Here is a 21,777-nt window from a genome sequence, read left to right as displayed (position 1 = left end):
AACATGTGGTTATCGCATGGGGGGCGGGTGTTTCTGCGCACGAATCGTATCAATCGGCTGTCCGGTTCCATAGAGTCGCACTGTCTTCGTGAACGCAGAGCGAGTGCATGTCGTCTTTCAGGTTCATCCACGCAGCCGACCTCCATCTCGGAAGCCCGTTCCAGGGCCTTGCTCTCAAGGATCCGGACATCGCGGCGATCTTCGTCGAGGCGAGCCGCAAGGCCTTCTCAACGCTGGTCAGCCGTGCGATCGAACTTGGCGTGGACTTCTTCATCATCGCCGGCGACGTTTACGATGGCGACTGGAAGGACAACAAGATCGGCCTCTTCTTCAACCGCGAGATGGCGCGGCTCGAGCGGGCTGCGATACCGGTCTACCTGCTGCGTGGCAACCACGACGCATTGAGCGTGATCACCAAAACAATATCCCTGCCGTCGAACGTCCACGAGTTCCCGACATCCAAGCCTGGATCGATGTCCATCGAAGGGCTCAAAGTGGTCCTACACGGGCAAGGCTTTGCGGAGCGATCCGCCAACGACAATCTGGCGCTGTCCTATCCAGCGCCTGTGAAGGGATGCTTCAATATCGGGGTATTGCACACGTCATTGACGGGAAGGGAGCCGCACGCTTCCTATGCTCCCTGTTGCCTGGATGACCTTCGTTCACGCGGTTACGATTACTGGGCCCTGGGCCACGTGCACGAATTCGAGCAGGTGGCAACCGATCCACCGATCGTGTTCCCGGGCAATCTACAAGGTCGCAGCGTCAGGGAAGTGGGGGCCAAGGGTGCATTGCTGGTGACCGTGAAGGACGGGCGTGTGGCGTTGGAACGTCTCATTGTCGATGAGGCCCGATTTGCCATTGTGGAGATCGGTATCGACGTCGATGGCAGTTCGTTCGACATATTGAAGCGTGTCGAGGCCGCAGCGCGTTCGATCCGTGCGGGCGCCGATGGCCGCTCGACCGCCCTGCGCGTTCGATTGAAGGGGGCCTCGCGCCTTCACCGGAACTTCACGGCAAATCGGCTGCAATGGATCGACGAGGTGCAGGCGGCCTGCCATCGCGCCCATGAAGACATCTGGCTGGAAAAGCTTGAGCTGCAGATCATCGAGCCGCCTCTGCTGGCTGAACCGGATGGTGCGATACTTGATCTCGGGAGGCTTGTTGCCGAACACGGCAAGGATGCGGACTTGCAGAGCGAAGCGGAGATTCTGATCTCGTCGATCCTGCCGCGCTTGCCTGCCGGTCTCGGCGCCGGCAACCTTCCGCTTGAGATCTCCGTAGACGCACTGATCGAAGAGGCTCGACAGCTCTTGCTCGCCCGCGGCGAGGGAGCGGACTGAAATGCGCTTCGACCGTCTTGATATTCTGCGCTACGGAGCGCTGACAGATCGCCCTTTGGAGTTTCGGGCCGATGCGAAACTGCATGTGGTCTATGGCCGGAACGAAGCGGGTAAATCCTCGGCGCTAAAGGCCTTCTCAGACCTGCTCTTCGGCTTTCCTCACGAGATCGAGCAGAATTTCCTGCATGAAGCTTCGACGCTCAGGATCGGCGCAGCCATAACGGCGCGCGGTGGCAAGGACATTCGGTTCCGGCGCCGTCGTGGACGCAAGAACACGATCGTCTCTCATTCCGATCAGGAGACGCCGCTTGCGGACGATGCGCTGGCGCCATTTCTTGGCGCGCTGGGACGGCCGGTCTTCGAGCGAGCCTTCGGGCTGGATACACGCCGACTGCGCGACGGCGCGGCTGCCATGCTGCAAAGCGGCGGCGAGATCGGCAGCTTGCTGTTTTCGGCTGCGTCAGGGCTGACAGGCCTGACAAATCTTAGGCGGACACTGGACAGCGATGCCGAAGGGATCTTCGCGCAACGCCGGTCAAAGGACAGGTTGTTCTATCAGGCTCTGGAACGTCACGAGGAGGCCCGAAAAGCCGAACGCGAGCACGAGCTGAAGTCCGGGGATTGGAAAAAGCTTGTAGACGAGGTGGAACGGAGCGACGCCGAGCTTGCGGAACTGCAGGGCCGCAGGCTCGAAAAACGACGTGAGCATAGTCGTCTTACCGTTCTGCGAAGTCTGGAGCCGTTGATCCGCGAGATCGACGCTGATGCGATTGCGGTTTCTGCGTTCTCCGACATCGACGGCCTTGCCGACGCTGAGGAGCGTCTCCAGACAGCGATCGATATGCATCGGCGAGCTGTCGAGAAGAGGGACGTGGCACGCACGGATGTCCTTCGACTGCGCGACGAACTGAGTGTCGCCCAAGTTGACGGAGCGCTCTACACGGCCGCAGGCAAGATCATCGAGATCTATGCCGGCAAGTCCGCCTATCTTGCTGCGAAATCGGACATTGGCCGCGTTCGGGGCGAGGTGGACGAGTTCGATCAGCGGATCCGTCAGTTTACCCGCAAGCTCGGCCTGGACGGCGATGTCGGCCAGCTCGCCGATATGCAGCCGACCGATGCCGCGCTGGCACGCCTTCACCAGCTGATAGAGGTCGGGCGCGAGTTGCGTCGATCCTACACCGATGTCGAGCGGAACCTCTCGAAAGAGCGGGCCTATCTGCAGGATCTGGAGAACATCCACGACGGCCCGCAACCAGTTGATCCACGGCAGTATTCGGACCGGCTCGCAGCTCTCCAGGCGGACCTGAGCGACATCGCTCGCATCGACAGCCTGCAGGTCCGCGTGGAACGTGCACGGCTCGAGCTCGAAGACGGGATCGGTCGGCTGAAACCGTCCATCGACAGCCTGGACAGGCTCCTGGCGGTGCCGTTGCCCGATGTATCGACACTCCTCGGGCATCGGCGCATGATCGAGGCAGCGGCGACATCGGTGCGCGAGACATCGGGCAAAAACGCGAACGTTGCCGCGGAGGCGCAAGCTGTTGCCGACGAAATGAGGCATCTGGAACGCGGCGATGTGATTGTCACGCGCGAGGAGATTGCCACCGAACGCGAGCTCAGGGACCAATTGTGGCGCGACTTCGTCGATAGTCCTACGCCGGCAGGCTTCACGGGCGTCGAGGCGGCTATTTCGCGAACGGACCGTCTCGCAGACCTGGCATTGTCGGATGCCGAGCGGGTGGCGCGTCACACCCAGCTGCAATTGCGTTGCTCGGACCTCACCAAGTCCGGGGAGATGCTGGCGACGGAAGAGCGAGAGGCAAGGGCGGCTCTTGCCGACCTGGAAGCCGACTATCTCTGCCTCTTCGCACAGTCGGGCGTTGTACCGCTCGGCGCGGAGCCGATGATCGAGTGGCGCCGGGCCGTGGAGGCTCTTGCCATACAGCGGGCATCCCTGAATGCTTTGTCCGACGAACTTTCCGTCCTACGGATAAGCCAGGACCGCATATTGCCTGTGCTCGCCGAGATCGCCCGAGATACGGCCCTACCGGATGCCCGCACCTTGCCTTGCGCGGTTCTCGGGCGCGCGCTTGTTCGGCATATCGACGTCATGGAACAGCGTTGGAGCGAAAGCCGCGCAACAGAGGGAAAACGTGCTTCGAGCCTCGAGAGCATTGGCGATATCGAGGCCGAGGCGGACGACCTGAGAGGCCGGATCGAGCGCTGGCAGGCCGAGTTTGCCGAGGCAGCCTCGACTGTCAATCTGGGGGAAACAGCCACGATCGAGATGGCCGAAGCCACCATGGATCTTTGGAGGCAGGTGCCTCAGGTGCTTTCCGAAAGAGAGAACCGGGATCGACGGGTGAGGGGGATGACGCGCGACATCGGGGCCTTCGAGGAAAGCGTCAAGACACTGACCAGTGACACTGGCAGTGATCTCTCGCAACTGTCGGCCGACGCGGCGATCGATATGCTGCACCACAGGGCCGTCGCGGCGAACGCCGAACATCAGCGGCGCGCCAGGCTGGTGACCGATCTGGAACTCGCTGAACTTACTCTTGCCAGGTGCGATGGTGATGCCACGAGCTGCCAAGATGCCCTGTCGGATCTGACCAGTTCGCTTTCCTTGGTTGTCGAGCCCTCGGCTCTTCTGCACAGGCTAGGGGAGCGCCGCATCGCCCAGGCAAGGCTCCTTGCCAGCCGGCGACGCTTCGCCGAACAGGCCAACGGTGGGCGTGAAGAGGATATCCGCGCTGAGCTTTCCGACTTCGACCGAACGGCGGCGGCGCTCGCTGTCGAGGAGCTGGAGCGCGAGGACGCGGCGCTCGTCGACCGCCTTGGCGACGTGACGGCGCGGCTGGCAGAGAACCATCGCAGGAGGCAGGAACTGGAAACCGGCAAGAGCGTCGAATATGCGGTTTTCGAGAGGCTCTCCGCCGAGCAGGAAACAAGGGATCTGGCGCGGCAGTGGGTGGTCCTGAAGCTTGCCGCGAGGATGCTTGCAAGCTCGATGGAGGCCTATCGAGAGGCTCAGTCGGATCCGGTGATCATCCGCGCCGGCACGCTGTTTTCCGCTTTGACGGAAGGTGCGTTTTTCGGCCTGGTCCAGGAGTATGGCGACGATGATGCACTTCATCTTCATGCGGTGCGGGCGAGCGGCGAGCGCGTCCAGCTTTCGGGCCTGAGCGAGGGCACCGGTGATCAGCTCTATCTGGCGCTAAGGCTTGCGTTCCTCGAAGACTACTCGTCGCGCAACGAACCGGCTCCATTGGTGATCGATGATATTTTCCAGACGTTTGACGACCATCGTACCCGCGCCGGCTTGCGGACGCTTGCCTCGACATCGCAGTCGTTCCAGACAATCCTGTTTACCCATCAATCAAGCGTGGTTGACCTTGCGAGGCAGGAACTTGGCACGGCTGTAGACGTCATCGGAATGTAGCGGCGCATGCCCCACTCGAAAATGGTGCCCGCGGCGTCGCGTTGAGCTTGTTTCGTTCAAGATCCGCCAGGTTCCGCAGTCCATACGTCCACGCCGCGAAACAGATGGAGGAGTTCAACATGTCCCGGCCACCATTGCCGCCATTTACGCTCAAGACCGCCGCCGAAAAAGTTCGACTTGCCGAGGATGGATGGAACAGTCGAAATCCGGCCAAGGTTGCTCTGGCGTATGCCGAAGACAGCCGCTGGCGAAACCGTGCCGAGTTCGTCAACGGAAGAGCGGAAATTGTAGCGTTCCTTACGAGAAAATGGGCGCATGAGCTCGAATATCGGCTGATCAAGGAGCTGTGGACGTTTGCCGGCAACAGGATCGCCGTCCGCTTCGCCTATGAATATCACGACGACAGCCAGAACTGGTATCGGGCCTACGGGAATGAGAACTGGGAGTTCGATGGCGATGGTCTGATGCGTTACCGCCATGCCAGCATCAACGAGCATCCGATCGCCGAAGCAGAGCGCAAATTTCGCTGGTCGCTCGGACGTCGGCCTGACGACCATCCGGGACTGGGCGATTTTGGTTTCTGACCACTTGGGGCAGTCGTACCAGCGACGCAAGTTCACGGTAGGGACGGTCGGAGAGCAGGAATGGTAGCGCTCCGACCGATCCGGAATGTCTATCCTCTTGTCTTTTTCAGGGCGCGCCTTGCCCTGACGCCGGCAGCCAGGCCTTCCAGAGCTGCAACAGTCGTCGGCCAGTCGATGCAGCCATCGGTAATGCTCTGGCCATATGTAAGAGCCTTACCTGGGACGAGGTCTTGGCGACCGCCTACTATGTTGCTCTCGAGCATCGCTCCGATGATGCGGGTATCTCCGGCGGCGACCTGGTGCGAAATGTCCTCAAGCACCGCGGGCTGATTTTCGGGGTTCTTCCGGCTGTTGGCGTGGCTGGCATCGATCATGATGCGTGGCTCAAGTCCGACGGCGAGGGATGCTGTGGCGGCAGCCTCGACGTTGTCGTGATCGTAGTTCGGCTGCTTGCCGCCGCGCAGGATGAGATGGCAATCTTCATTGCCGCGTGTCGACGCGATGGCCGCGCGGCCATCCTTCGTCACCGCCGGGAAATGATGCGGTTGAGATGCCGAAATGATCGCGTCGAGTGCGATCCGCACGTCGCCGCTCGTACCGTTCTTGAAGCCGATCGCGCTGGAGAGGCCGGACGCAAGTTCCCGGTGCACCTGGCTCTCGGTCGTGCGCGCGCCGATCGCGCCCCAACTTACCAGGTCAGCGATGTATTGCGGCGTTATGGTGTCAAGAAATTCGCATCCTGCCGGCAGTTCCATCTTGTTGATGTCGAGCAGAAGCTTTCGCGCGATACGCAGGCCATCCTCTATCCGGAAGCTGCCGTCGAGATTGGGGTCGTTGATGAGCCCCTTCCAGCCGACTGTCGTGCGTGGCTTCTCGAAGTAGACGCGCATGACGATCTCGAGGTCGTCACCCAGCCTTTTGCGCTGTTCTGCAAGCCTGGAGGCGTAGTCGATGGCCGCGATCGGGTCGTGAATGGAGCACGGGCCGACGACGATCAGGAGCCGATCGTCCTCGGTTGCGAGGATATTGTGGATGTCCTTCCGCGCCTCTGAAATCGTCTGGCTGACGATTTCGTCTCGCGGTTGCTCTCCGATGATTTGTGCGGGCGAAGAGAGTTCGATGATGTTGGCGATGCGCAGGTCGTCTGTCGAGTTCGACACGGTTTGGTCTCCAGGAGGTCATACCGGGCGCATAAAAAAACCGCCAGGTAGACTAGCGGTTGGTCGGGATCGTTTTGCGTCTATCTACTCACGCATTTTCCCACCTCCGCACAACAGCGCGGAAGTAATAAAATCGGGAAACATATGCACAAGCGGATGACATGGGAGCTTGCTACAGCAATACACCCGCATTGTCACCCTCTTAAATCGACAGAGCTCGCTCGATGTCTTGGAGCTCATTGCTCCGTCTGTACGCCGAGATCGTCTACCAGATGCGCTGGCAATCTCGCCAGATGGTGGCGCACCCACTTCCTCGTCGCCCGGGTGCGCTGGCGCGACCTGAGTTCGTGCAGCTTCTTCATGATTGCCTGAAGTGTCATCGCCTTGCCTCCTTTCCTCGGGATCGTGCGATCCTGATGAAAGCTAGCCATTGGTTGACTTTCAGACAAACAAAATGATATGGTGTCATAAATCAGAAAAATTGAAAGATGAGACGATGACACTTTCTCTTCGCCGTCCCATTCCGTTGCTCGATAACGACGTATTGCGCACGTTCGTGGCGATCGCCGAGACGGGCAATTTTTCGACTGCCGCCGAAGCGGTTTTCCGAACTCCGTCGGCCGTTTCAATGCAGATCAAAAAGCTCGAGGAGCAACTCGGCGCGACGCTTTTCCTGCGTGACGCCCGTTCGGTGTCGCTGACGCAGCATGGAGAGGTCCTTCTCTCCTACGCACGCAATATCCTAGCGTTGTCGAACGAGGCTGTCTCGCGCTTCATCATGCCTGAGCTCAGCGGCGTCGTCCGCCTCGGCGCACCGGAGGATATCGGCGAGCGGCTGCTGCCAAGCATCCTCAGGCGCTTTGCCGATAGTTTCCCCGGGATCATGGTCGACGTTACGATCGACATGAGTATCGGTATCAGGAAGCGGATCGAAGAGCAGAGGCTGGATCTGGCGCTGATCAACTGTGCAACGCGTCCGCTGCCGACCGACGGCGAGATCGTGTTTCGCGAGAGGCTGGTCTGGGCGGGCGCAAAATGCGGCACGGCCCACCGGCGCGACCCTTTGCCGATCTCGATCTGGGAAGAGGGCTGCATCTGGCGCTCCGAAGCGCTTGCGCAGCTGGAACGCATGAAGCGTGACTATCGTATCGCCTTTCTCAGTGGTCACACCATGGCCCAGCGTGCCGCTGTCGTTTCCGACCTTGCGATCGCGCCGCTGCCGCGTTCCTATGTCGGCGAGGACATGGCGATATTGGGTGGGCAGGAGGGATTGCCTGAACTCGGCTCCTTCGACATCCGTCTCTTGACGGCCTCGCAGATGTCCGGGCCGGTTCAGGCGGTGGCTGACAGCATTCGGTTCGCTTTCGCGGAGAAGGCCAAGGCGATTGCCGCCTGAGATATCCAGAGGTGTGGAAACCTTTTTCTTCCCAGTGCGTTAAGAGACCGCAGCAGTCTTAGCTGCTGCCTCAGGGAGCCATTTCAAATACAGGATTTCTAATATGACCACCATGGTTAGACTCGGTGCCGCCATCGCGCTTCTGCTTGCGCTGACCTCCTGCGGCAACACCATCCGCGGTGTCGGGCGCGATACAGCCAATGCCGTGAATGCCACGCAGGACGCCGGCCGTTCGGTTGACCGCGCTGTGAGATAAGCAGCCTATAGTTGTGCCGGCGGGTATGCCTTGACGAGACCTCCGGACGCATTCAGCCCTCTACGGAATGCCGCGTGGGCTGGATGCTGGCTGGATTTTGCAGCTTCCATCAATCGAATCTGCAGGCGTGGTGGTGCTGCCTCTCCGATCCACCTTCCCAGATGTTCCAGCTTCAACGAGTTCAGAAACGAAGCGCCGGCTGCGTTGTCCAGATGACGGTGCAAGCCTTCGATCAGATTGTCGTCCTGCGCGGGGTTTTCAAGCAGCAGCGCGACGTAGGCCTTGTCCTGATCGGCAAGTGCCGAGAACTTGGCTGCTATCGTCTCGCGATCTGGGAACGGGGCGGACGTCATCGAAATCTCCATATGTCGGTGCGGCCGACTCGCGAGTCGGCCAACGAGGCTCGCCCGGCTTGTAGGGCAGCGGGGCTTGCGCGGGAACATCGGTACCAAAATGACCCGATGGCCGGCGCGGCCGCCACCCGACATGAATGCGCTACAGTTCAGCCTTCACCTTTTCGGCGACATCCGCCGGGACCCATTTGGTCCATAGATCGGCATAGTTGCGCAGGAAGTAGAATGCCGCCTCCCGGTTGCTTTCCTTATGTTCGTCCTGCCAGGCCAGCACATCGTTGATCGTACTGTTGTCCCAAGATCGCTTTTTCAGGTAGCTCGCCACTGGTCCTGCGCGATCGGCGAAGGCCTTCGTCATGATTGTGAAAGCGCGCGACACCGGGTAGGAATTGACTTCAGGCCGGGCGCAGCCGGGAACCGCAGTACAGTTGTCCCACTCGGGCTTGTCGTGGCCGACCCCGAAGCTCAGCCGCGTCATGTCATACTTTCCCAGAATAGCCGTCGGCGCCCAGTAGTAGCCGAGCCAGCCGACCTTCTTGTCGAAGGCGGCGGCGATTGACGCGTCGAGACCTTCCGGGGTGACGGTATCGATCAATCTGAAGCCCCTGTTCTGCGCACCAAGGGCACGGAAGAGGTTTGCCGTCGACGTCTGGCAGGTCCAGCCCGGCGGGCAATTGTAGACGCCGGCCCCGGGACCTTCCGGTGTGGGAAAGAGTTCGGGATGCTTCAGTGCGTCCTGCACAGTGCGGATGTCAGGGTTGGCATCGGCGACGAATTTCGGAATCCACCAACCTTCAACCGCACCGTCAGACAGAATTTCCGCCGCCTGAACGATGCGGTTCTGCTTGACCGCAGCGTCGAGCTCCACGCGTACACCATTGACCCAGAATTCGGAGGCGACGTCGGGCTCCCCCTTTTCGTTCATCGAGAGGAGGGTCGGCTTCGTATCGCCGGAGACGATGGTGACCTTGCAGGCGTAACCCGTCTCCAGAATGATCTTGTCGAAATTCGCGGCAATCGTGGCGGAGGGCCAATTCATTCCGGCAATGGAAACATTGCCGCATTCTTCCGCAGCGGCAGCGCTGACTGCGCCCACCAGTCCCGCCGCGATCATGATCGACCTGCAAAAAGCTCTCATTTCCATTCCCGCTTTTGTACGAGCACCGGCAGACTACGTCCCGTGCAGATTGCAAGCCCACATCTGCAGCGTGTCTTTTGGCCGTCGCTTTGACGCCGATGCTGGCGCCTTGGAAAGGAGCCTACCCGTTCGCTTTGGGAAATCAACGCTCTTGTGAAACACAGAAGGCGATTTTAAGCGGCTGATTTAAAATAGTTAATCTCAGCGCAATCAATTCGATTGCGCAGCAATCATCGCTGTCTGCGCAGACGTGGCGTAGCAAAAAATCAAAAAAGGGCACGAATTCATCTTTGCTTAACGGCTCACTAACTCTCCGGTAAGGATGTGACGCTATGGTAGTCGCGTGGCGGGGGACAACCGCTGCTTCTCCGGATCAGGTAGTGCGTCCCGGAGAAAGCGAGTTTCGCCGTGTATGGGCGAATGCGCCAGGGTATTTCGGCAAGCCGCGCGACCGTCATGGGTCAGCGCGGCTTTCGCAATTTCGGCGGTTGCGATTGACCGACGCGGGAGCGCCATTGTAGTCCGTTGGCGACCGTTTCGGAGCTTTCGACAATGACAAAAGCCATCATGCTGCAGGGAACAGGCTCCGATGTCGGCAAGACCGTTCTGGTGGCCGGGCTCTGCCGGCTCGCTGCCAATCGCGGCATCAGCGTGCGTCCGTTCAAGCCGCAGAACATGTCCAACAATGCGGCGGTCGCCGATGACGGCGGCGAGATTGGCCGAGCGCAATGGCTTCAGTCGATGGCGGCGCGCGTGCCGTCGTCGGTGCATATGAATCCGGTGCTGCTGAAGCCGCAAACGGAAAACGGCAGCCAGATCGTCGTCCAGGGCAAGGTCTGGGGGCAGGCGAAGGGGCGCGACTACCAGAGGCTAAAGCCGCAACTGCTCGACTACGTCATGCAGAGCTTTTCCAACGTTTCCACTGGCGCTGATCTGGTTGTCGTCGAAGGAGCGGGGTCGCCGGCCGAGATCAATCTGCGGCCGGGCGACATCGCCAACATGGGGTTTGCGACGCGCGCCAAGGTGCCGGTCGTGCTGGTCGGCGACATCGATCGCGGCGGCGTCATTGCCTCGCTGGTGGGCACGCATGCGATCCTCTCCGAAGAAGACCGCGCGATGATTTCCGGTTACCTCATCAACAAGTTTCGCGGTGACGTCTCGCTTTTCGATGACGGTATAGCGGCTATCGAGCGTTTTACGGGCTGGTCAAGTGTCGGTGTCGTGCCTTGGCTGAAGGCAGCCTCGCGTCTTCCGGCAGAGGATTCGGTGGTGCTGGAACGGCTGGCCCGAAGCGGGGGCAGAGCGCTGAAGATAGCCATTCCGGTCTTGCCTCGAATTGCAAATTTCGACGATTTCGATCCGCTGAGGGCCGAGCCGGATGTCGATCTGGTGTTCGTGCGACCGGGCGAGCGAATGCCTGTCGATGCGCAGCTGATCATCCTGCCCGGTTCCAAATCGACAATCGCCGACCTTGCCGATCTGAGGGCGGAGGGCTGGGATGCCGATGTGGCGGACCATGTGCGGCGCGGCGGGCGCGTCATGGGAATTTGCGGCGGCTATCAGATGCTCGGCCTGAAGGTCCGCGATCCCAGGGGAATAGAGGGAAATGCCATGGAAGCTTCGGGTCTCGGGTTGCTTGCGGTCGAAACGGTGATGGCGCCTGAAAAGACGGTGCGCAACAGCACCGCAACCGCGGTCGAGTACGGTGAGCCGCTTTCAGGCTATCAGATCCACCTCGGCGTAACACGTGGTGAGGACTGCGCCCGGCCGTTCGCCATCGTGGACGGTATGCCCGATGGCGCTATTTCGGGCGATGGGAGGGTCATGGGGACCTACCTGCACGGTGTTTTTTCCAGCGACGCCTACCGTTCCCGGCTGCTGCAGAGCTTCGGCCTCGTCGGGGAGAGACGGAACTACCGTGCAGGCGTGGAGCTGGCGCTCGACGAGATCGCCGCCGAGCTTGAGACCCATCTTGACGAACGGTGGCTCGGCGACCTCCTAAGCTAGAGCTTTTCTGCTTTTTTCGAATCGCGAAAACGCTCCATCTTTTTGTTCCTGCGCCATTGCGGACGCAAACCGCTGCGCATGCCAGCTGGAATTGCCCTAGATTTCGCCTGACACTTCCCGCCTGCGCCGGTCGAGCTCTTCGCTGTAACGGCGTAGCGTGTGGGCCTCGCTCAGCTGGCCGACCACAGTCCGCTCCACCAGATTGTTGACGACAGCGAGTGCTTCGCTTTCGGTCTTGTCGAAGATCGCGGCGGCCTGCTTGGCGTTCATCTGCGGCTGCAGGAAGTCGTTGCGGTAGCGGACGAACTGGTCGAGGCCGTTGCTGTCGTCGTCGCTGTCGGTGAGGCTCGCATAGATCTCCGGCACCAGCACCAATCCGGCGTATTTGCCGCTGTCCTCGACAAGAATGACGCGCTGAGCGGAGCCGATCGGAAAGCGCTCCTTGAACTCCTCCATGGAAATGCCTGCCTTGGCGGTTTTCACGTCGGCGCGCATCAGCTTGTCGACGGTCAGATTGCGGATCCAGCCGACATCGTGGGCACTGCGGATGCTCTCGCCACGCAGATGAAAGCGCCAGGTGGCGAAGGAGTAGCCGAACGTGCTGCGGACCACCAGCGACGAGCTGAGTACGGCGGCGAGCACGAGCACGGTTATGGGAAAGTCGCCCGTGATTTCGAGCGCGAGGAACGTCATGGTGAGCGGTCCGCCGATGACCGCGACCGCAAGCGAACTCATGCCGACCACGGCATAGATCACAGGTGTCAGGGTTGCGTTGGCAAAATACGGCGCGGAATAGGCAAACAATTTGCCGAGCAGAGCGCCCATGAACAGGGATGCGAAGAAGAGGCCGCCCCTGAAGCCAGAGCCGATGGATATGGCCGATGCAAACGACTTCAGCAGGAGGAGGCCGACCAGCACGGGGATGGCGACCTCGCTGTCGAGGTTCAGATGCAACGCGCCGTGGCCTGCCGAAAGCACCTGCGGCGTAATGAGGGCAAGCAGGCCAACGACGATGCCGCCAAGCGCGGGCCGCAGCGGTGGGGCGATCAAGCTTCTGCGGGCGAGCTCTTCGATGAAGGACACACCCTGCATGATCAGGATGCCGACGCCTGCACATACCGCACCAAGAAGGACGGCCGGAACGTAGTCGGCCGGCATGACGGTTCCGAACGAGCCGACGTCGATGACGAAATCGCTGCCGGCAAGTAGGCGCGCCACCAGCGTCGAAACGAGAGCGGATACGACGACCGGCGTCAGCGATACGATGGTGTAGGTGCCGATGATCAGTTCGAAGGCATAGAAGGCCCCTGTCAGCGGCGCGTTGAAGGCCGCCGCGATCGCACCCGCGGCACCGCAACCCAGGAGGACACGCAGGTCCGAGCGGCGCAGCTGCAGCTTGAGCCCGAGCTTCGAGGCGAGACCCGAGGCAAGCTGCGTATAGCCGGCTTCAAGTCCGACGGAGGCGCCGAAACCATTCGATATCAGGTTCTGGACGGCGACCAGGATGCTGTCCGTCAGCGACAGTCGTCCGCCGTGCAGCGCATTCGCCTCGATCGGGTCGACCATCGGCTTCTTGCGTGTCTTCGCCAGGATGAACATCAGCAGACCGAGGAGCATGCCGCCGCCCACTGGCGCGGCAAGCAAGAGGAACTTGTTGTCGATCTGGGAGGAGCTCAACCTTTCGACATCGCTGATGCCGAAGATCAGGCTGTGCATCTCGCGTGAAACGAGACTCATGCCTGTGACTGCGAGGCCGGATGTGACGCCGACGATCGCGCCCGCGATGACCATGCCCATTTCGCTGCGCCGTAGGAGCGCGCGCATCCGTCCTACGTCAAACAGAGTGTGAAGCAGGCCAAACCGGCGGATATCGATTTTGAGAAGCATGGCAAGGAAACTAGGCGGGCAAAGGCCCGGTCAAGGGCGAGGGAGAGGTACGACGACGGCGACAGCACCCGTTTGCGGTTCAATTGCGGCAAAAGCCCGGCGATGGCAACAGATTCCTATGCGTAAGTGACTGATAAAAGACGATAAATGTGGTAGAGATGGTCGTCTTTTCGAGCGGTCCTCCTGTTTTCCTATCGCTGCGAAGCGGCCAAGCCCGATTGACTTCCCGCCGGCGCTTGCCTAACCATGAATCCATAACGGATGGTTCCGGATCGCCTAAAGCGTTTCGGATGAAAAGGGAATGTGACGGGGTGGACCCAATCAGGGCGCTTTCATCACAGCCGACCCCGCGACTGTAGAGCGGTCAGGGTCTTCCGTCCGGCGTCGGATGCGCGTTACCGGCTGTCTGCGTGGTGCTGACGGGTGAGGCGGGGAAGACGACGGAAAAGCCACTGGTAGTGCAAGCATGATCAGCCCGGGCTGGACGCCTCTTTTTCTACGAATCGTCCGCCTTTTCATGATTGCAGCCGGGAAGGCGAGGAAGATCCGCTGGCACGATCAGGGCAACCGGTTTATCGGTGCGCCCCGATCGCGGCCTTTAACTGCGAGCCAGGAGACCTGCCATATCGTGCCGGGCGCAGAGCCCACCCATGGGGCGATGTCCCCGTTGCCAGCACGGAGGTTGTCATGGCTGAAAGACAGATCTATCGATCGCATGACGCGGTCGCCTTGCCGGTCGCTTGCGGGCAGATCGGATTGCATTTCCCATGAACAACCCATCTTCGGGCGCCACCTTCGTTCTGGGTGGTGCGCGGTCGGGAAAATCCCGCTTTGCCGAGCAACTGGTTGTGGCAAGCGGCCTGGAGCGCCATTACGTGGCGACCGGGCGTGCGTGGGATGGCGAGATGCGTGCACGGATCGACCAGCACAGGGCAGATCGCGGCGACCTGTGGACCACCCACGAAAAACCGCTCGATCTCGTTGAATGCCTTGCGGCTGTCGATGGCAATGGGCGAGCGATCCTGGTGGATTGCCTGACGCTTTGGGTTACCAATCTGATGATGGCGGAGCGCGACACGGCGGTGGAGTTCGCAGCCCTTGCCGCGCATTTGCCGAAGGCGAGGGCACAGCTCGTCATCGTTTCCAATGAAGTCGGCCTCGGCATCGTGCCGGAAAACCGTATGGCGCGGGATTTTCGCGACCATGCCGGGCGGCTGCACCAAATGATCGCGGCGCAAGCTGCGAACGTGTATTTTATCGCGGCTGGATTGCCGCTGAAAATGAAGGGTTGAATTCCATGAACCAGCAGAAGATTCCCGCGACCGTGATCACGGGCTTTCTTGGCGCCGGCAAGACGACGATGATCCGCAATCTGCTGTCCAACACGGGCGGCAAGAAGATCGCGCTCATCATCAACGAATTCGGGGATCTCGGCGTCGACGGCGAGGTGCTGAAGGGCTGCGGCGCGGAAAACTGCACCGAGGACGATATCATCGAGCTGACCAATGGATGTATCTGCTGCACGGTCGCCGACGACTTCATCCCGACGATGACGAAACTTCTGGAGCGCGAGAACCGCCCCGACCATATCGTCATCGAAACCTCGGGGCTGGCCTTGCCGCAGCCGCTCGTCGCGGCCTTCAACTGGCCCGATATCCGCACGCAGGTCACAGTCGACGGGGTTATCACGGTGGTCGATAGCGCCGCCGTCGCCGCAGGCCGTTTTGCCGACGACCACGATGCCGTCGAAGCGCGCCGCGTCGAGGACGAGTCGCTCGATCACGAAAGCCCGATTGAGGAGCTTTTCGAGGATCAGCTGACTTGCGCCGACCTCATCGTTCTCAACAAGACCGATCTCCTCGACAGCGCCGGCCTCAGCCGCGTGCGGGACGAAGTCGCCTCTCGCATTGCCCGCAAGCCCGTCATGATCGAGGCAAAGAACGGCGAGGTGCCGGCAAGCATCCTGCTCGGTCTCGGCATCGGCACCGAAGGCGATATCATCAACCGCAAGTCCCATCACGAACTCGAGCACGAGGACGGTACGCCGCATGACCACGACGAATTCGACAGCTTCGTCGTCGAACTCGGTTCCGTTGCTGATCCCGCTGCTTTCGCGGAAAAGCTGAAAGGCATCATCGCAGAGCATGACGTACTCCGTCTCAAGGGCTTCATCGATGTCCCGGCCAAGCCGATGCGTCTGCAGCTGCAGGCCGTCGGCAGCCGCATCGATCACTATTTCGACCGCGCATGGGCGCCTGGTGAAGCGCGCGGCACCCGCCTGGTGGTGATCGGGCTGCACGAGATGGACGAGACTTTGGTGCGCAAGGCGATAGAGGCCCTGGCATAAGGCAAACCAATGCATCTGCTTCTGGCACAGCAGGGAACGATCAGTGACGGCGAGGAAGCGATCGATCTCGGTCAGTCTCCCGGCGATATCCTGTTCCTGTCGGCCGCCGACACCGAGCTTGCGGCAATCGCGGCTGCGTATGGCCAAAGGGAGCCGGCGCGAACGCTGCGCATTGCAAGCCTGATGAGCCTCAAGCATCCGATGTCGGTCGATGCGTATATCGAGCGAACGGCACGGCATGCGAAGCTCATTGTCGTGCGTGCGCTCGGCGGAGCAAGCTACTTTCACTATGCGCTCGAAGCGCTGCACGCCGCCGCCGCGCGGCATGGCGCGCTGATTGCCGTCCTGCCAGGAGATTCCAAACCTGATGCAGGGTTGACGCCGTTTTCGAATGTGCCGCTTGAAGATCTGAATGCGCTTTGGGCTTACCTGATCGAGGGTGGCGACGGGAATTCGCATGCGTTTCTTGCGTATGCCGAGGCGATGCTATCTGGCGCCGAGAAGCCGGAAGCGGCTGCGCCGTTGATGAAGGCGGGGATCTGGTGGCCCGGACGCGGGGTGATTGGCGTCGAGGAATGGAAGTCGGCGGTTGATCTCCTCTTCTCCCCAGCGGCGACCCCGGATGGAGACCAAGCAGAGCGCCCGACTGTCGCAATCTCTTTTTATCGCGCTCTCGTCCAGAGCGGCGAAACCGGACCTGTCGAAGCGCTGATAGAAGCGCTTGCGGTGGAGGGAATGCGGTCGCTTCCGGTGTTTGCCTACAGCCTCAAGGACCCGGTCTCGAAGGGCATCATCGAGACTGTCTTTCATGCGGTGAAACCTGATATCGTGATCAACACCACCGGATTTGCGGTCTCTGCACCCGGCGCTTCACGGGAGCCGACCGTGCTGGAGTCCAGCGATGCCGTCGTGCTGCAGGCAATTTTTTCCGCGTCGTCGCGAGAGGCATGGGCCGCATCGTCGCAGGGTCTTTCGGCGCGCGATCTCGGCATGAATGTCGCGCTGCCGGAGGTCGATGGCCGGGTTCTCGCGCGCGCTGTCTCGTTCAAGTCGGCTGCGCGCTACGATGCGCTGGTCGAGGCCAACATCGTTGCCAGCGAGCCGGATGCCGGCCGCATGCAATACACCGCGCGGCTCGCCGCCAGTTGGGCGCGACTGCGCACGACGGAGCCGCAGGACCGGCGGGTGGCACTTGTCATGGCGAACTATCCGAACCGCGATGGACGTCTCGGAAATGGTGTCGGGCTGGATACACCTGCGGGTACAATCGAAGTGCTTTCGGCGATGCAGGAAGCCGGCTATCCGGTCGCCGACATCCCGGCAGATGGCGATGCGCTGATACGGCACCTGATGGAGGGGCCAACGAACTCCGGTCATGATGGCAAGGTTGTTCGCGAGACGCTTTCCTTGAGTCTTTACAGGACGTTCTTCGAAAGTCTTCCGGCAAAAATTCAGGAAGAGATCTGCCATCGCTGGGGCGCGCCAGAGACTGATTCCTATGTCAGGGACGGGGCGTTTGCGCTACCGTTTACCCGCTTCGGCAACGTGCTGGTCGGCATCCAGCCGGCGCGGGGATACAATATCGATCCGAAGGACAGCTATCATTCGCCGGATCTCGTGCCGCCGCACGGATATCTCGCCTTCTATGCTTTTCTACGTCACGAATTCAGCGCCCATGCCGTCATTCACATGGGCAAGCACGGCAATCTCGAATGGCTGCCGGGCAAGGCGCTGGCGCTGTCGCAGGAGTGCTACCCCGAGGCAATCCTGGGGACGCTTCCGCACCTCTATCCCTTCATCGTCAACGATCCCGGTGAGGGAACGCAGGCCAAGCGCCGCACCGCTGCCGTTATCATCGACCACCTGACGCCGCCGCTGACGCGCGCCGAGAGTTATGGGCCGCTGAAGGATCTGGAAGCGCTGGTCGACGAGTACTACGAAGCTTCCGGCGGCGATCCGCGCCGGATCCGTTTGCTCAGCAAACAGATCCTCAACCTCGTCGCCGATATCGGCCTCGACCGTGACGCCGGCATTGCTGAGGGCGAGAGCGAGACCGAAGCGCTGAAGAAGCTCGATGCGTACCTCTGCGACCTCAAGGAAATGCAGATCCGCGACGGCCTGCACATTTTCGGCGTTTCGCCTCAAGGGCGGCTGCTGACGGATCTGACGGTGGCGCTGGCGCGCGTGCCGCGGGGGCTCGGGCAGGGCGGCGATCGCAGCTTGCAGCGGGCAATTGCGGAGGATGTGTTTGGAAACACCTCCCCAACACCTCCCCACAAAGGGAAAGATCAAGGCGCGCAGGGGCTGCATCATCCGTTTGACACTCAATCTGACCTGGTTGCAAAGGCTGAGCTCTCGGCTCGACTTCTCCCCGGCGGGGAGAAGGCAAATCGCACGGTTGCGCCCGGCTGTTCCTCACGTGCCGGAAACGCTGGGAATTTTGACCCGCTCGATTGCGACATGGCGGCCGATTGGTCCGGAGCGCGCCCGACGATCCTCGCCGAGGTCTCCACCGACCCATGGCGCACACAGGGCGACACCGTCGAACGCATCGAACTGCTCGCGGCAAAGCTCGTCTGTGCTGAGATTGATTGTCCGAGCGAATGGTATGCGACACATGCGGTTCTCTCCGAGATCGAGGCCCGCCTGAAGCCCGCTATCCTCGCCTGTGGCGCCGCCGAGATCGACGGATTGCTGCGTGGTCTTGACGGCCGTTTCGTGCCGCCCGGTCCCTCCGGGGCGCCGACGCGCGGGCGTCCGGACGTGCTGCCGACGGGGCGCAATTTCTACTCGGTGGACAGTCGCGCGGTGCCGACACCGGCGGCATATGAACTTGGCAAGAAGTCGGCCGAGCTTCTGGTCCGTCGCTATGTGCAAGATCACGGCGAATGGCCGGTTTCCTTCGGGCTGACCGCATGGGGCACGTCCAACATGCGCACCGGTGGCGACGATATCGCCCAGGCGCTGGCACTGATCGGCGTGAAGCCGATCTGGGATATGACCTCGCGGCGGGTGACCGGCTACGAGATCATCCCGCCCGCGATTCTTCGCCGTCCGCGTGTGGACGTCACCTTGCGTATTTCCGGCTTCTTCCGCGATGCGTTTCCCGAGCAGATTGCGCTCTTCGACAAGGCGATCCGCGCGATCGGGGCGCTGCAAGAAGACGCCTCGGACAATCCGGTCGCCGATCGCATGCGCGGCGAGGCAGCGAGGCTTGTCGCAGCCGGTCTCGACGAAGCACAAGCCGAGCGTCGTGCGGGCTATCGCATATTCGGCTCGAAGCCGGGCGCATACGGCGCGGGGTTGCAGGCCTTGATCGACGAGAAGGGCTGGGAGCGGCGTGCCGATCTGGCCGAAGCCTATCTGGTGTGGGGCAGCTATGCCTATGGCGCCGGCGAAGAGGGCCGTGCCGAGCGCGGCGTCTTCGAGGAGAGGCTGCGGTCGATCCAGGCGGTGGTGCAGAACCAGGACAATCGCGAGCATGATCTGCTCGACAGCGACGACTATTACCAATTCGAAGGCGGCATGGCGGCGGCGGCCGAGCAGTTGGCTGGCGCACGGCCGTCGATCTATCACAACGACCATTCGATGCCCGAAAAGCCGGTGATCCGCTCGCTGGAGGAGGAAATCGGCCGGGTCGTGCGTGGTCGCGTCGTCAATCCGAAGTGGATCGATGGGGTGATGCGGCATGGTTACAAGGGCGCCTTCGAGGTCGCCGCGACAGTGGACTATCTGTTTGCCTTTGCGGCAACGACAGGTGCTGTCGGCAATCATCATTTCGAAGCCGTGTACCAGGCCTTCGTTGTCGATCCCAAGGTCCGCGACTTCATGATCGAGAAGAACCCTGCGGCCTTCGAAGAGATGAAGGGGCGGTTGCTGGAAGCGGTCGACCGCCAGCTCTGGACGCCGCGCAGCAATTCGGCGCGGTTCGATCTTGCACGGGCCGTCCACGACACACTTGAAATCGACAATGGATCCAAGCTTTCATCCGGGGAAGACTGACATGACTGACGAAACGACTGAAGCCGCCGGCCACGATGATGCGCGCCATGCCGACAAGATGGCCAAGAAGAAGGCCGCGCGCGACAAGATCATGGCGACGAAGACGGACGAGAAAGGCCTCGTCATCGTTCATACCGGCAAGGGCAAGGGCAAATCCTCCGCGGCCTTCGGGATGATCTTCCGCCATATCGCGCATGGCAAGCCCTGCGCCGTCGTGCAGTTCATCAAGGGTGCGATGTGGACGGGAGAGCGCGACCTGATCGAGAAACACTTCTCCGACATCTGCCAGTTCCACACGATGGGCGAGGGTTTTACCTGGGAGACGCAGGATCGCGCCCGCGATGTCGCCGCGGCAGGGGCTGCCTGGGAAAAAGCGAAGGAACTGATCCGAGACGAGCGGAACTCGATGGTCTTGCTCGACGAGATCAACATCGCGCTTCGCTACGATTATCTCGACGTCAACGAGGTGGTGGCGTTTCTCAAGAGCGAGAAGCCCTATATGACGCACGTCGTGCTCACCGGGCGCAATGCGAAGGACGAGCTGATCGGGGCGGCGGATCTGGTAACCGAGATGGAGCTCATCAAGCATCCCTTCCGATCGGGCATCAAGGGGCAGCCGGGCGTGGAGTTCTGATGACACAGAGCTGGGTTTTCTGGGCGATACTGTCGGCGGCCTTTGCCGCGCTGACGGCGATCTTTGCGAAAATCGGCGTCGCCGGCGTGAATTCCGATCTCGCCACGCTTATCCGAACGATTGTTATCGTCTGCATCATCACGGCAATCGTCGCCGCGACCGGTCAGTGGCAGCCACTCTCCAGCATCTCCGGGAAGACGTGGCTGTTTCTCTGCCTGTCCGGGGTTGCGACGGGTGCCTCCTGGCTCGCGTACTTCCGGGCGCTGAAAATCGGCGACGCCGCGCGCGTGGCGCCGATCGACAAGCTGTCGATCGTGCTCGTGGCGGTGTTCGGCGTGATCTTTCTCGGGGAAAAGCTCAACATCATAAACTGGCTCGGTGTGAGCCTGATTGCCTGCGGAGCGTTGTTGCTCGCGCTGTTCTAGGACCGTGCCGTAGCCGGCGCGGCGACGATTTCCGCCGTTTCTTTGTTGGCAGGAAAGAAAGACTCTATCGCCAGTTCCGAGAGCGTGACGTCCACCGGGGTTCCGAATACGGTTGTCGTGGATATGAAGGAAAGCAAGCCTGCTTTCGTTTGCAACTCGAGCGGAACGGCGATGTCGGCAAAGTCATGCTTGGCGGCAGATTCCAGGGATACGGTCGGGGAGGGGTAAGAGGACAGTTCCTTGTGCAGTTCGCCGAGGATCGGGTCGCCGGTTGCCGATATCTGGTGGTGAAGGCGCCCCAGTAGGTGGGTACGCCATTCCGACAGGTTTGCGATATGCGGCGCCAGGCCCATCGGGTGCAGGCTGAGGCGCAGTACATTGACTGGTTCGGCCACCAGCATTGGGTCGGTGACGCCAGCAAGAAGCGGCGCAACCGCCGCATTTGCCGCGATCAGCGTCCAGTGGCGGTCGATGGCAAGGGCCGGGTAGGGCTCGTGCCCCTTCAGCACCAGGTCGATAGCCCGCCGTGCAGGACGCAGCGCCGGATCGTCGAGAGATCGCTGGGAAAACAGCGGCGCAAAACCTGCGGCAAGCAGCATCGGGTTGCGTTCACGCAGCGGCACGCCGAGTCGTTCGGCAAGGTGCAGCAGCATGTCGCGGCTTGGAATCGACCGCCCGCTCTCGATGAAGCTCAGGTGCCTTTGCGATATCTCTGCTTCCAGCGCGAGATCGAGCTGGCTCATGCGGCGTCTCTGTCGCCAATCGCGAAGGTAGTCTCCAACGGAGCGGGCGGGCGTCAT

General features: G+C 61.2%; 17 protein-coding genes and 1 riboswitch. Of the genes, 11 read left to right on the top strand and 6 right to left on the bottom strand.

What is annotated here, in order from left to right; translation table 11 throughout:
* Window positions 1-107 precede the first annotated feature (107 nt).
* The 3 genes from AC1D2R_RS19845 to AC1D2R_RS19835 all read left to right on the top strand — a co-directional run bounded on the left by AC1D2R_RS19845 (window position 108) and on the right by AC1D2R_RS19835 (window position 5,372).
* Window positions 108-1,343, top strand: coding sequence for a metallophosphoesterase family protein (locus AC1D2R_RS19845; RefSeq protein ID WP_477969610.1), 1,236 nt, complete (start codon window positions 108-110; stop codon window positions 1,341-1,343).
* 1 nt (window position 1,344) lies between these two features.
* Window positions 1,345-4,788: an ATP-binding protein gene (locus AC1D2R_RS19840; RefSeq protein WP_477969608.1), complete on the top strand. Its 3,444-nt coding sequence runs from the start codon at window positions 1,345-1,347 to the stop codon at window positions 4,786-4,788.
* A 119-nt stretch (window positions 4,789-4,907) separates the two neighbouring features.
* Entirely contained in the window at window positions 4,908-5,372 is a 465-nt protein-coding gene (locus AC1D2R_RS19835) for a nuclear transport factor 2 family protein (protein ID WP_477969606.1), read from the top strand.
* 89 nt (window positions 5,373-5,461) lie between these two features.
* On the opposite strand, the gene AC1D2R_RS19830 is transcribed toward AC1D2R_RS19835, so the two are convergent.
* Window positions 5,462-6,532 (bottom strand): 3-deoxy-7-phosphoheptulonate synthase, encoded by a 1,071-nt coding sequence (locus tag AC1D2R_RS19830; protein WP_477969604.1) that lies wholly within the window; start codon window positions 6,530-6,532, stop codon window positions 5,462-5,464.
* Between the two features lie 236 nt (window positions 6,533-6,768).
* Window positions 6,769-6,912, bottom strand: a complete 144-nt coding sequence (locus AC1D2R_RS19825; RefSeq protein WP_477969602.1) for a hypothetical protein — start codon at window positions 6,910-6,912, stop codon at window positions 6,769-6,771.
* Window positions 6,913-6,986: 74 nt separating this feature from the next.
* On the opposite strand from AC1D2R_RS19825, the gene AC1D2R_RS19820 reads away from it, so the two are divergent.
* Together AC1D2R_RS19820 and AC1D2R_RS19815 are read left to right on the top strand one after the other, a co-directional pair.
* Window positions 6,987-7,928: a LysR family transcriptional regulator gene (locus AC1D2R_RS19820; RefSeq protein WP_477969600.1), complete on the top strand. Its 942-nt coding sequence runs from the start codon at window positions 6,987-6,989 to the stop codon at window positions 7,926-7,928.
* A 103-nt stretch (window positions 7,929-8,031) separates the two neighbouring features.
* Window positions 8,032-8,184 (top strand): entericidin domain-containing protein, encoded by a 153-nt coding sequence (locus tag AC1D2R_RS19815; protein WP_477969598.1) that lies wholly within the window; start codon window positions 8,032-8,034, stop codon window positions 8,182-8,184.
* A gap of 5 nt (window positions 8,185-8,189) precedes the next feature.
* On the opposite strand, the gene AC1D2R_RS19810 is transcribed toward AC1D2R_RS19815, so the two are convergent.
* Window positions 8,190-8,549, bottom strand: a complete 360-nt coding sequence (locus AC1D2R_RS19810; protein WP_477969597.1) for a hypothetical protein — start codon at window positions 8,547-8,549, stop codon at window positions 8,190-8,192.
* A gap of 130 nt (window positions 8,550-8,679) precedes the next feature.
* Complete coding sequence (locus tag AC1D2R_RS19805; RefSeq protein ID WP_477969596.1) at window positions 8,680-9,675, bottom strand: glycine betaine ABC transporter substrate-binding protein; 996 nt, start codon at window positions 9,673-9,675, stop codon at window positions 8,680-8,682.
* A 552-nt stretch (window positions 9,676-10,227) separates the two neighbouring features.
* Between AC1D2R_RS19805 and AC1D2R_RS19800 the strand changes: the two genes are divergently transcribed.
* The gene (locus AC1D2R_RS19800; protein WP_477969595.1) at window positions 10,228-11,682 is read left to right on the top strand and encodes a cobyric acid synthase; all 1,455 of its coding nucleotides are present in this window, start codon (window positions 10,228-10,230) and stop codon (window positions 11,680-11,682) included.
* Between the two features lie 96 nt (window positions 11,683-11,778).
* Here AC1D2R_RS19800 and AC1D2R_RS19795 read toward each other — a convergent pair whose 3' ends face one another.
* A complete protein-coding gene (locus AC1D2R_RS19795; protein ID WP_477969594.1) occupies window positions 11,779-13,569 on the bottom strand; it encodes a chloride channel protein in 1,791 nt (596 codons plus the stop codon).
* A gap of 245 nt (window positions 13,570-13,814) precedes the next feature.
* Window positions 13,815-14,209, top strand: a riboswitch (cobalamin riboswitch).
* 127 nt (window positions 14,210-14,336) lie between these two features.
* On the opposite strand from AC1D2R_RS19795, the gene cobU reads away from it, so the two are divergent.
* From cobU to AC1D2R_RS19770, 5 genes are read left to right on the top strand one after another with little or no spacing between them, the layout of a single operon-like run.
* Window positions 14,337-14,861: a bifunctional adenosylcobinamide kinase/adenosylcobinamide-phosphate guanylyltransferase gene (cobU, locus tag AC1D2R_RS19790; protein ID WP_477969593.1), complete on the top strand. Its 525-nt coding sequence runs from the start codon at window positions 14,337-14,339 to the stop codon at window positions 14,859-14,861.
* Between the two features lie 5 nt (window positions 14,862-14,866).
* A complete protein-coding gene (gene cobW / locus AC1D2R_RS19785; protein ID WP_477969592.1) occupies window positions 14,867-15,916 on the top strand; it encodes a cobalamin biosynthesis protein CobW in 1,050 nt (349 codons plus the stop codon).
* A gap of 9 nt (window positions 15,917-15,925) precedes the next feature.
* Window positions 15,926-19,918: a cobaltochelatase subunit CobN gene (gene cobN, locus AC1D2R_RS19780; protein WP_477969591.1), complete on the top strand. Its 3,993-nt coding sequence runs from the start codon at window positions 15,926-15,928 to the stop codon at window positions 19,916-19,918.
* Window position 19,919: 1 nt separating this feature from the next.
* Window positions 19,920-20,552 (top strand): cob(I)yrinic acid a,c-diamide adenosyltransferase, encoded by a 633-nt coding sequence (gene cobO / locus AC1D2R_RS19775; RefSeq protein WP_477969589.1) that lies wholly within the window; start codon window positions 19,920-19,922, stop codon window positions 20,550-20,552.
* Window positions 20,552-20,977 (top strand): EamA family transporter, encoded by a 426-nt coding sequence (locus AC1D2R_RS19770; RefSeq protein WP_477969588.1) that lies wholly within the window; start codon window positions 20,552-20,554, stop codon window positions 20,975-20,977. The genes cobO and AC1D2R_RS19770 overlap by 1 nt, the downstream gene beginning before the upstream one ends.
* Here AC1D2R_RS19770 and AC1D2R_RS19765 read toward each other — a convergent pair.
* Window positions 20,974-21,777, bottom strand: coding sequence for a helix-turn-helix domain-containing protein (locus AC1D2R_RS19765; RefSeq protein WP_477969743.1), 804 nt, complete (start codon window positions 21,775-21,777; stop codon window positions 20,974-20,976). The genes AC1D2R_RS19770 and AC1D2R_RS19765 overlap by 4 nt on opposite strands.

The organism is Rhizobium sp. P1_C7 (assembly GCF_056406295.1).
This window is presented reverse-complemented; position numbering and strand designations above follow the sequence as displayed.

Bases quoted from the DNA above. Each gene is read 5' to 3' on its own strand.
- AC1D2R_RS19845 (WP_477969610.1), top strand. From the start codon at position 108: ATGTCGTCTTTCAGGTTCATCCACGCAGCCGACCTCCATCTCGGAAGC.
- AC1D2R_RS19840 (WP_477969608.1), top strand. From the start codon at position 1,345: ATGCGCTTCGACCGTCTTGATATTCTGCGCTACGGAGCGCTGACAGAT.
- AC1D2R_RS19835 (WP_477969606.1), top strand. From the start codon at position 4,908: ATGTCCCGGCCACCATTGCCGCCATTTACGCTCAAGACCGCCGCCGAA.
- AC1D2R_RS19825 (WP_477969602.1), bottom strand. From the start codon at position 6,912: ATGACACTTCAGGCAATCATGAAGAAGCTGCACGAACTCAGGTCGCGC.
- AC1D2R_RS19820 (WP_477969600.1), top strand. From the start codon at position 6,987: ATGATATGGTGTCATAAATCAGAAAAATTGAAAGATGAGACGATGACA.
- AC1D2R_RS19815 (WP_477969598.1), top strand. From the start codon at position 8,032: ATGACCACCATGGTTAGACTCGGTGCCGCCATCGCGCTTCTGCTTGCG.
- AC1D2R_RS19810 (WP_477969597.1), bottom strand. From the start codon at position 8,549: ATGGAGATTTCGATGACGTCCGCCCCGTTCCCAGATCGCGAGACGATA.
- AC1D2R_RS19805 (WP_477969596.1), bottom strand. From the start codon at position 9,675: ATGAGAGCTTTTTGCAGGTCGATCATGATCGCGGCGGGACTGGTGGGC.
- AC1D2R_RS19800 (WP_477969595.1), top strand. From the start codon at position 10,228: ATGACAAAAGCCATCATGCTGCAGGGAACAGGCTCCGATGTCGGCAAG.
- AC1D2R_RS19795 (WP_477969594.1), bottom strand. From the start codon at position 13,569: ATGCTTCTCAAAATCGATATCCGCCGGTTTGGCCTGCTTCACACTCTG.
- cobU (WP_477969593.1), top strand. From the start codon at position 14,337: ATGAACAACCCATCTTCGGGCGCCACCTTCGTTCTGGGTGGTGCGCGG.
- cobW (WP_477969592.1), top strand. From the start codon at position 14,867: ATGAACCAGCAGAAGATTCCCGCGACCGTGATCACGGGCTTTCTTGGC.
- cobN (WP_477969591.1), top strand. From the start codon at position 15,926: ATGCATCTGCTTCTGGCACAGCAGGGAACGATCAGTGACGGCGAGGAA.
- cobO (WP_477969589.1), top strand. From the start codon at position 19,920: ATGACTGACGAAACGACTGAAGCCGCCGGCCACGATGATGCGCGCCAT.
- AC1D2R_RS19770 (WP_477969588.1), top strand. From the start codon at position 20,552: ATGACACAGAGCTGGGTTTTCTGGGCGATACTGTCGGCGGCCTTTGCC.
- AC1D2R_RS19765 (WP_477969743.1), bottom strand. From the start codon at position 21,777: ATGACGCCCGCCCGCTCCGTTGGAGACTACCTTCGCGATTGGCGACAG.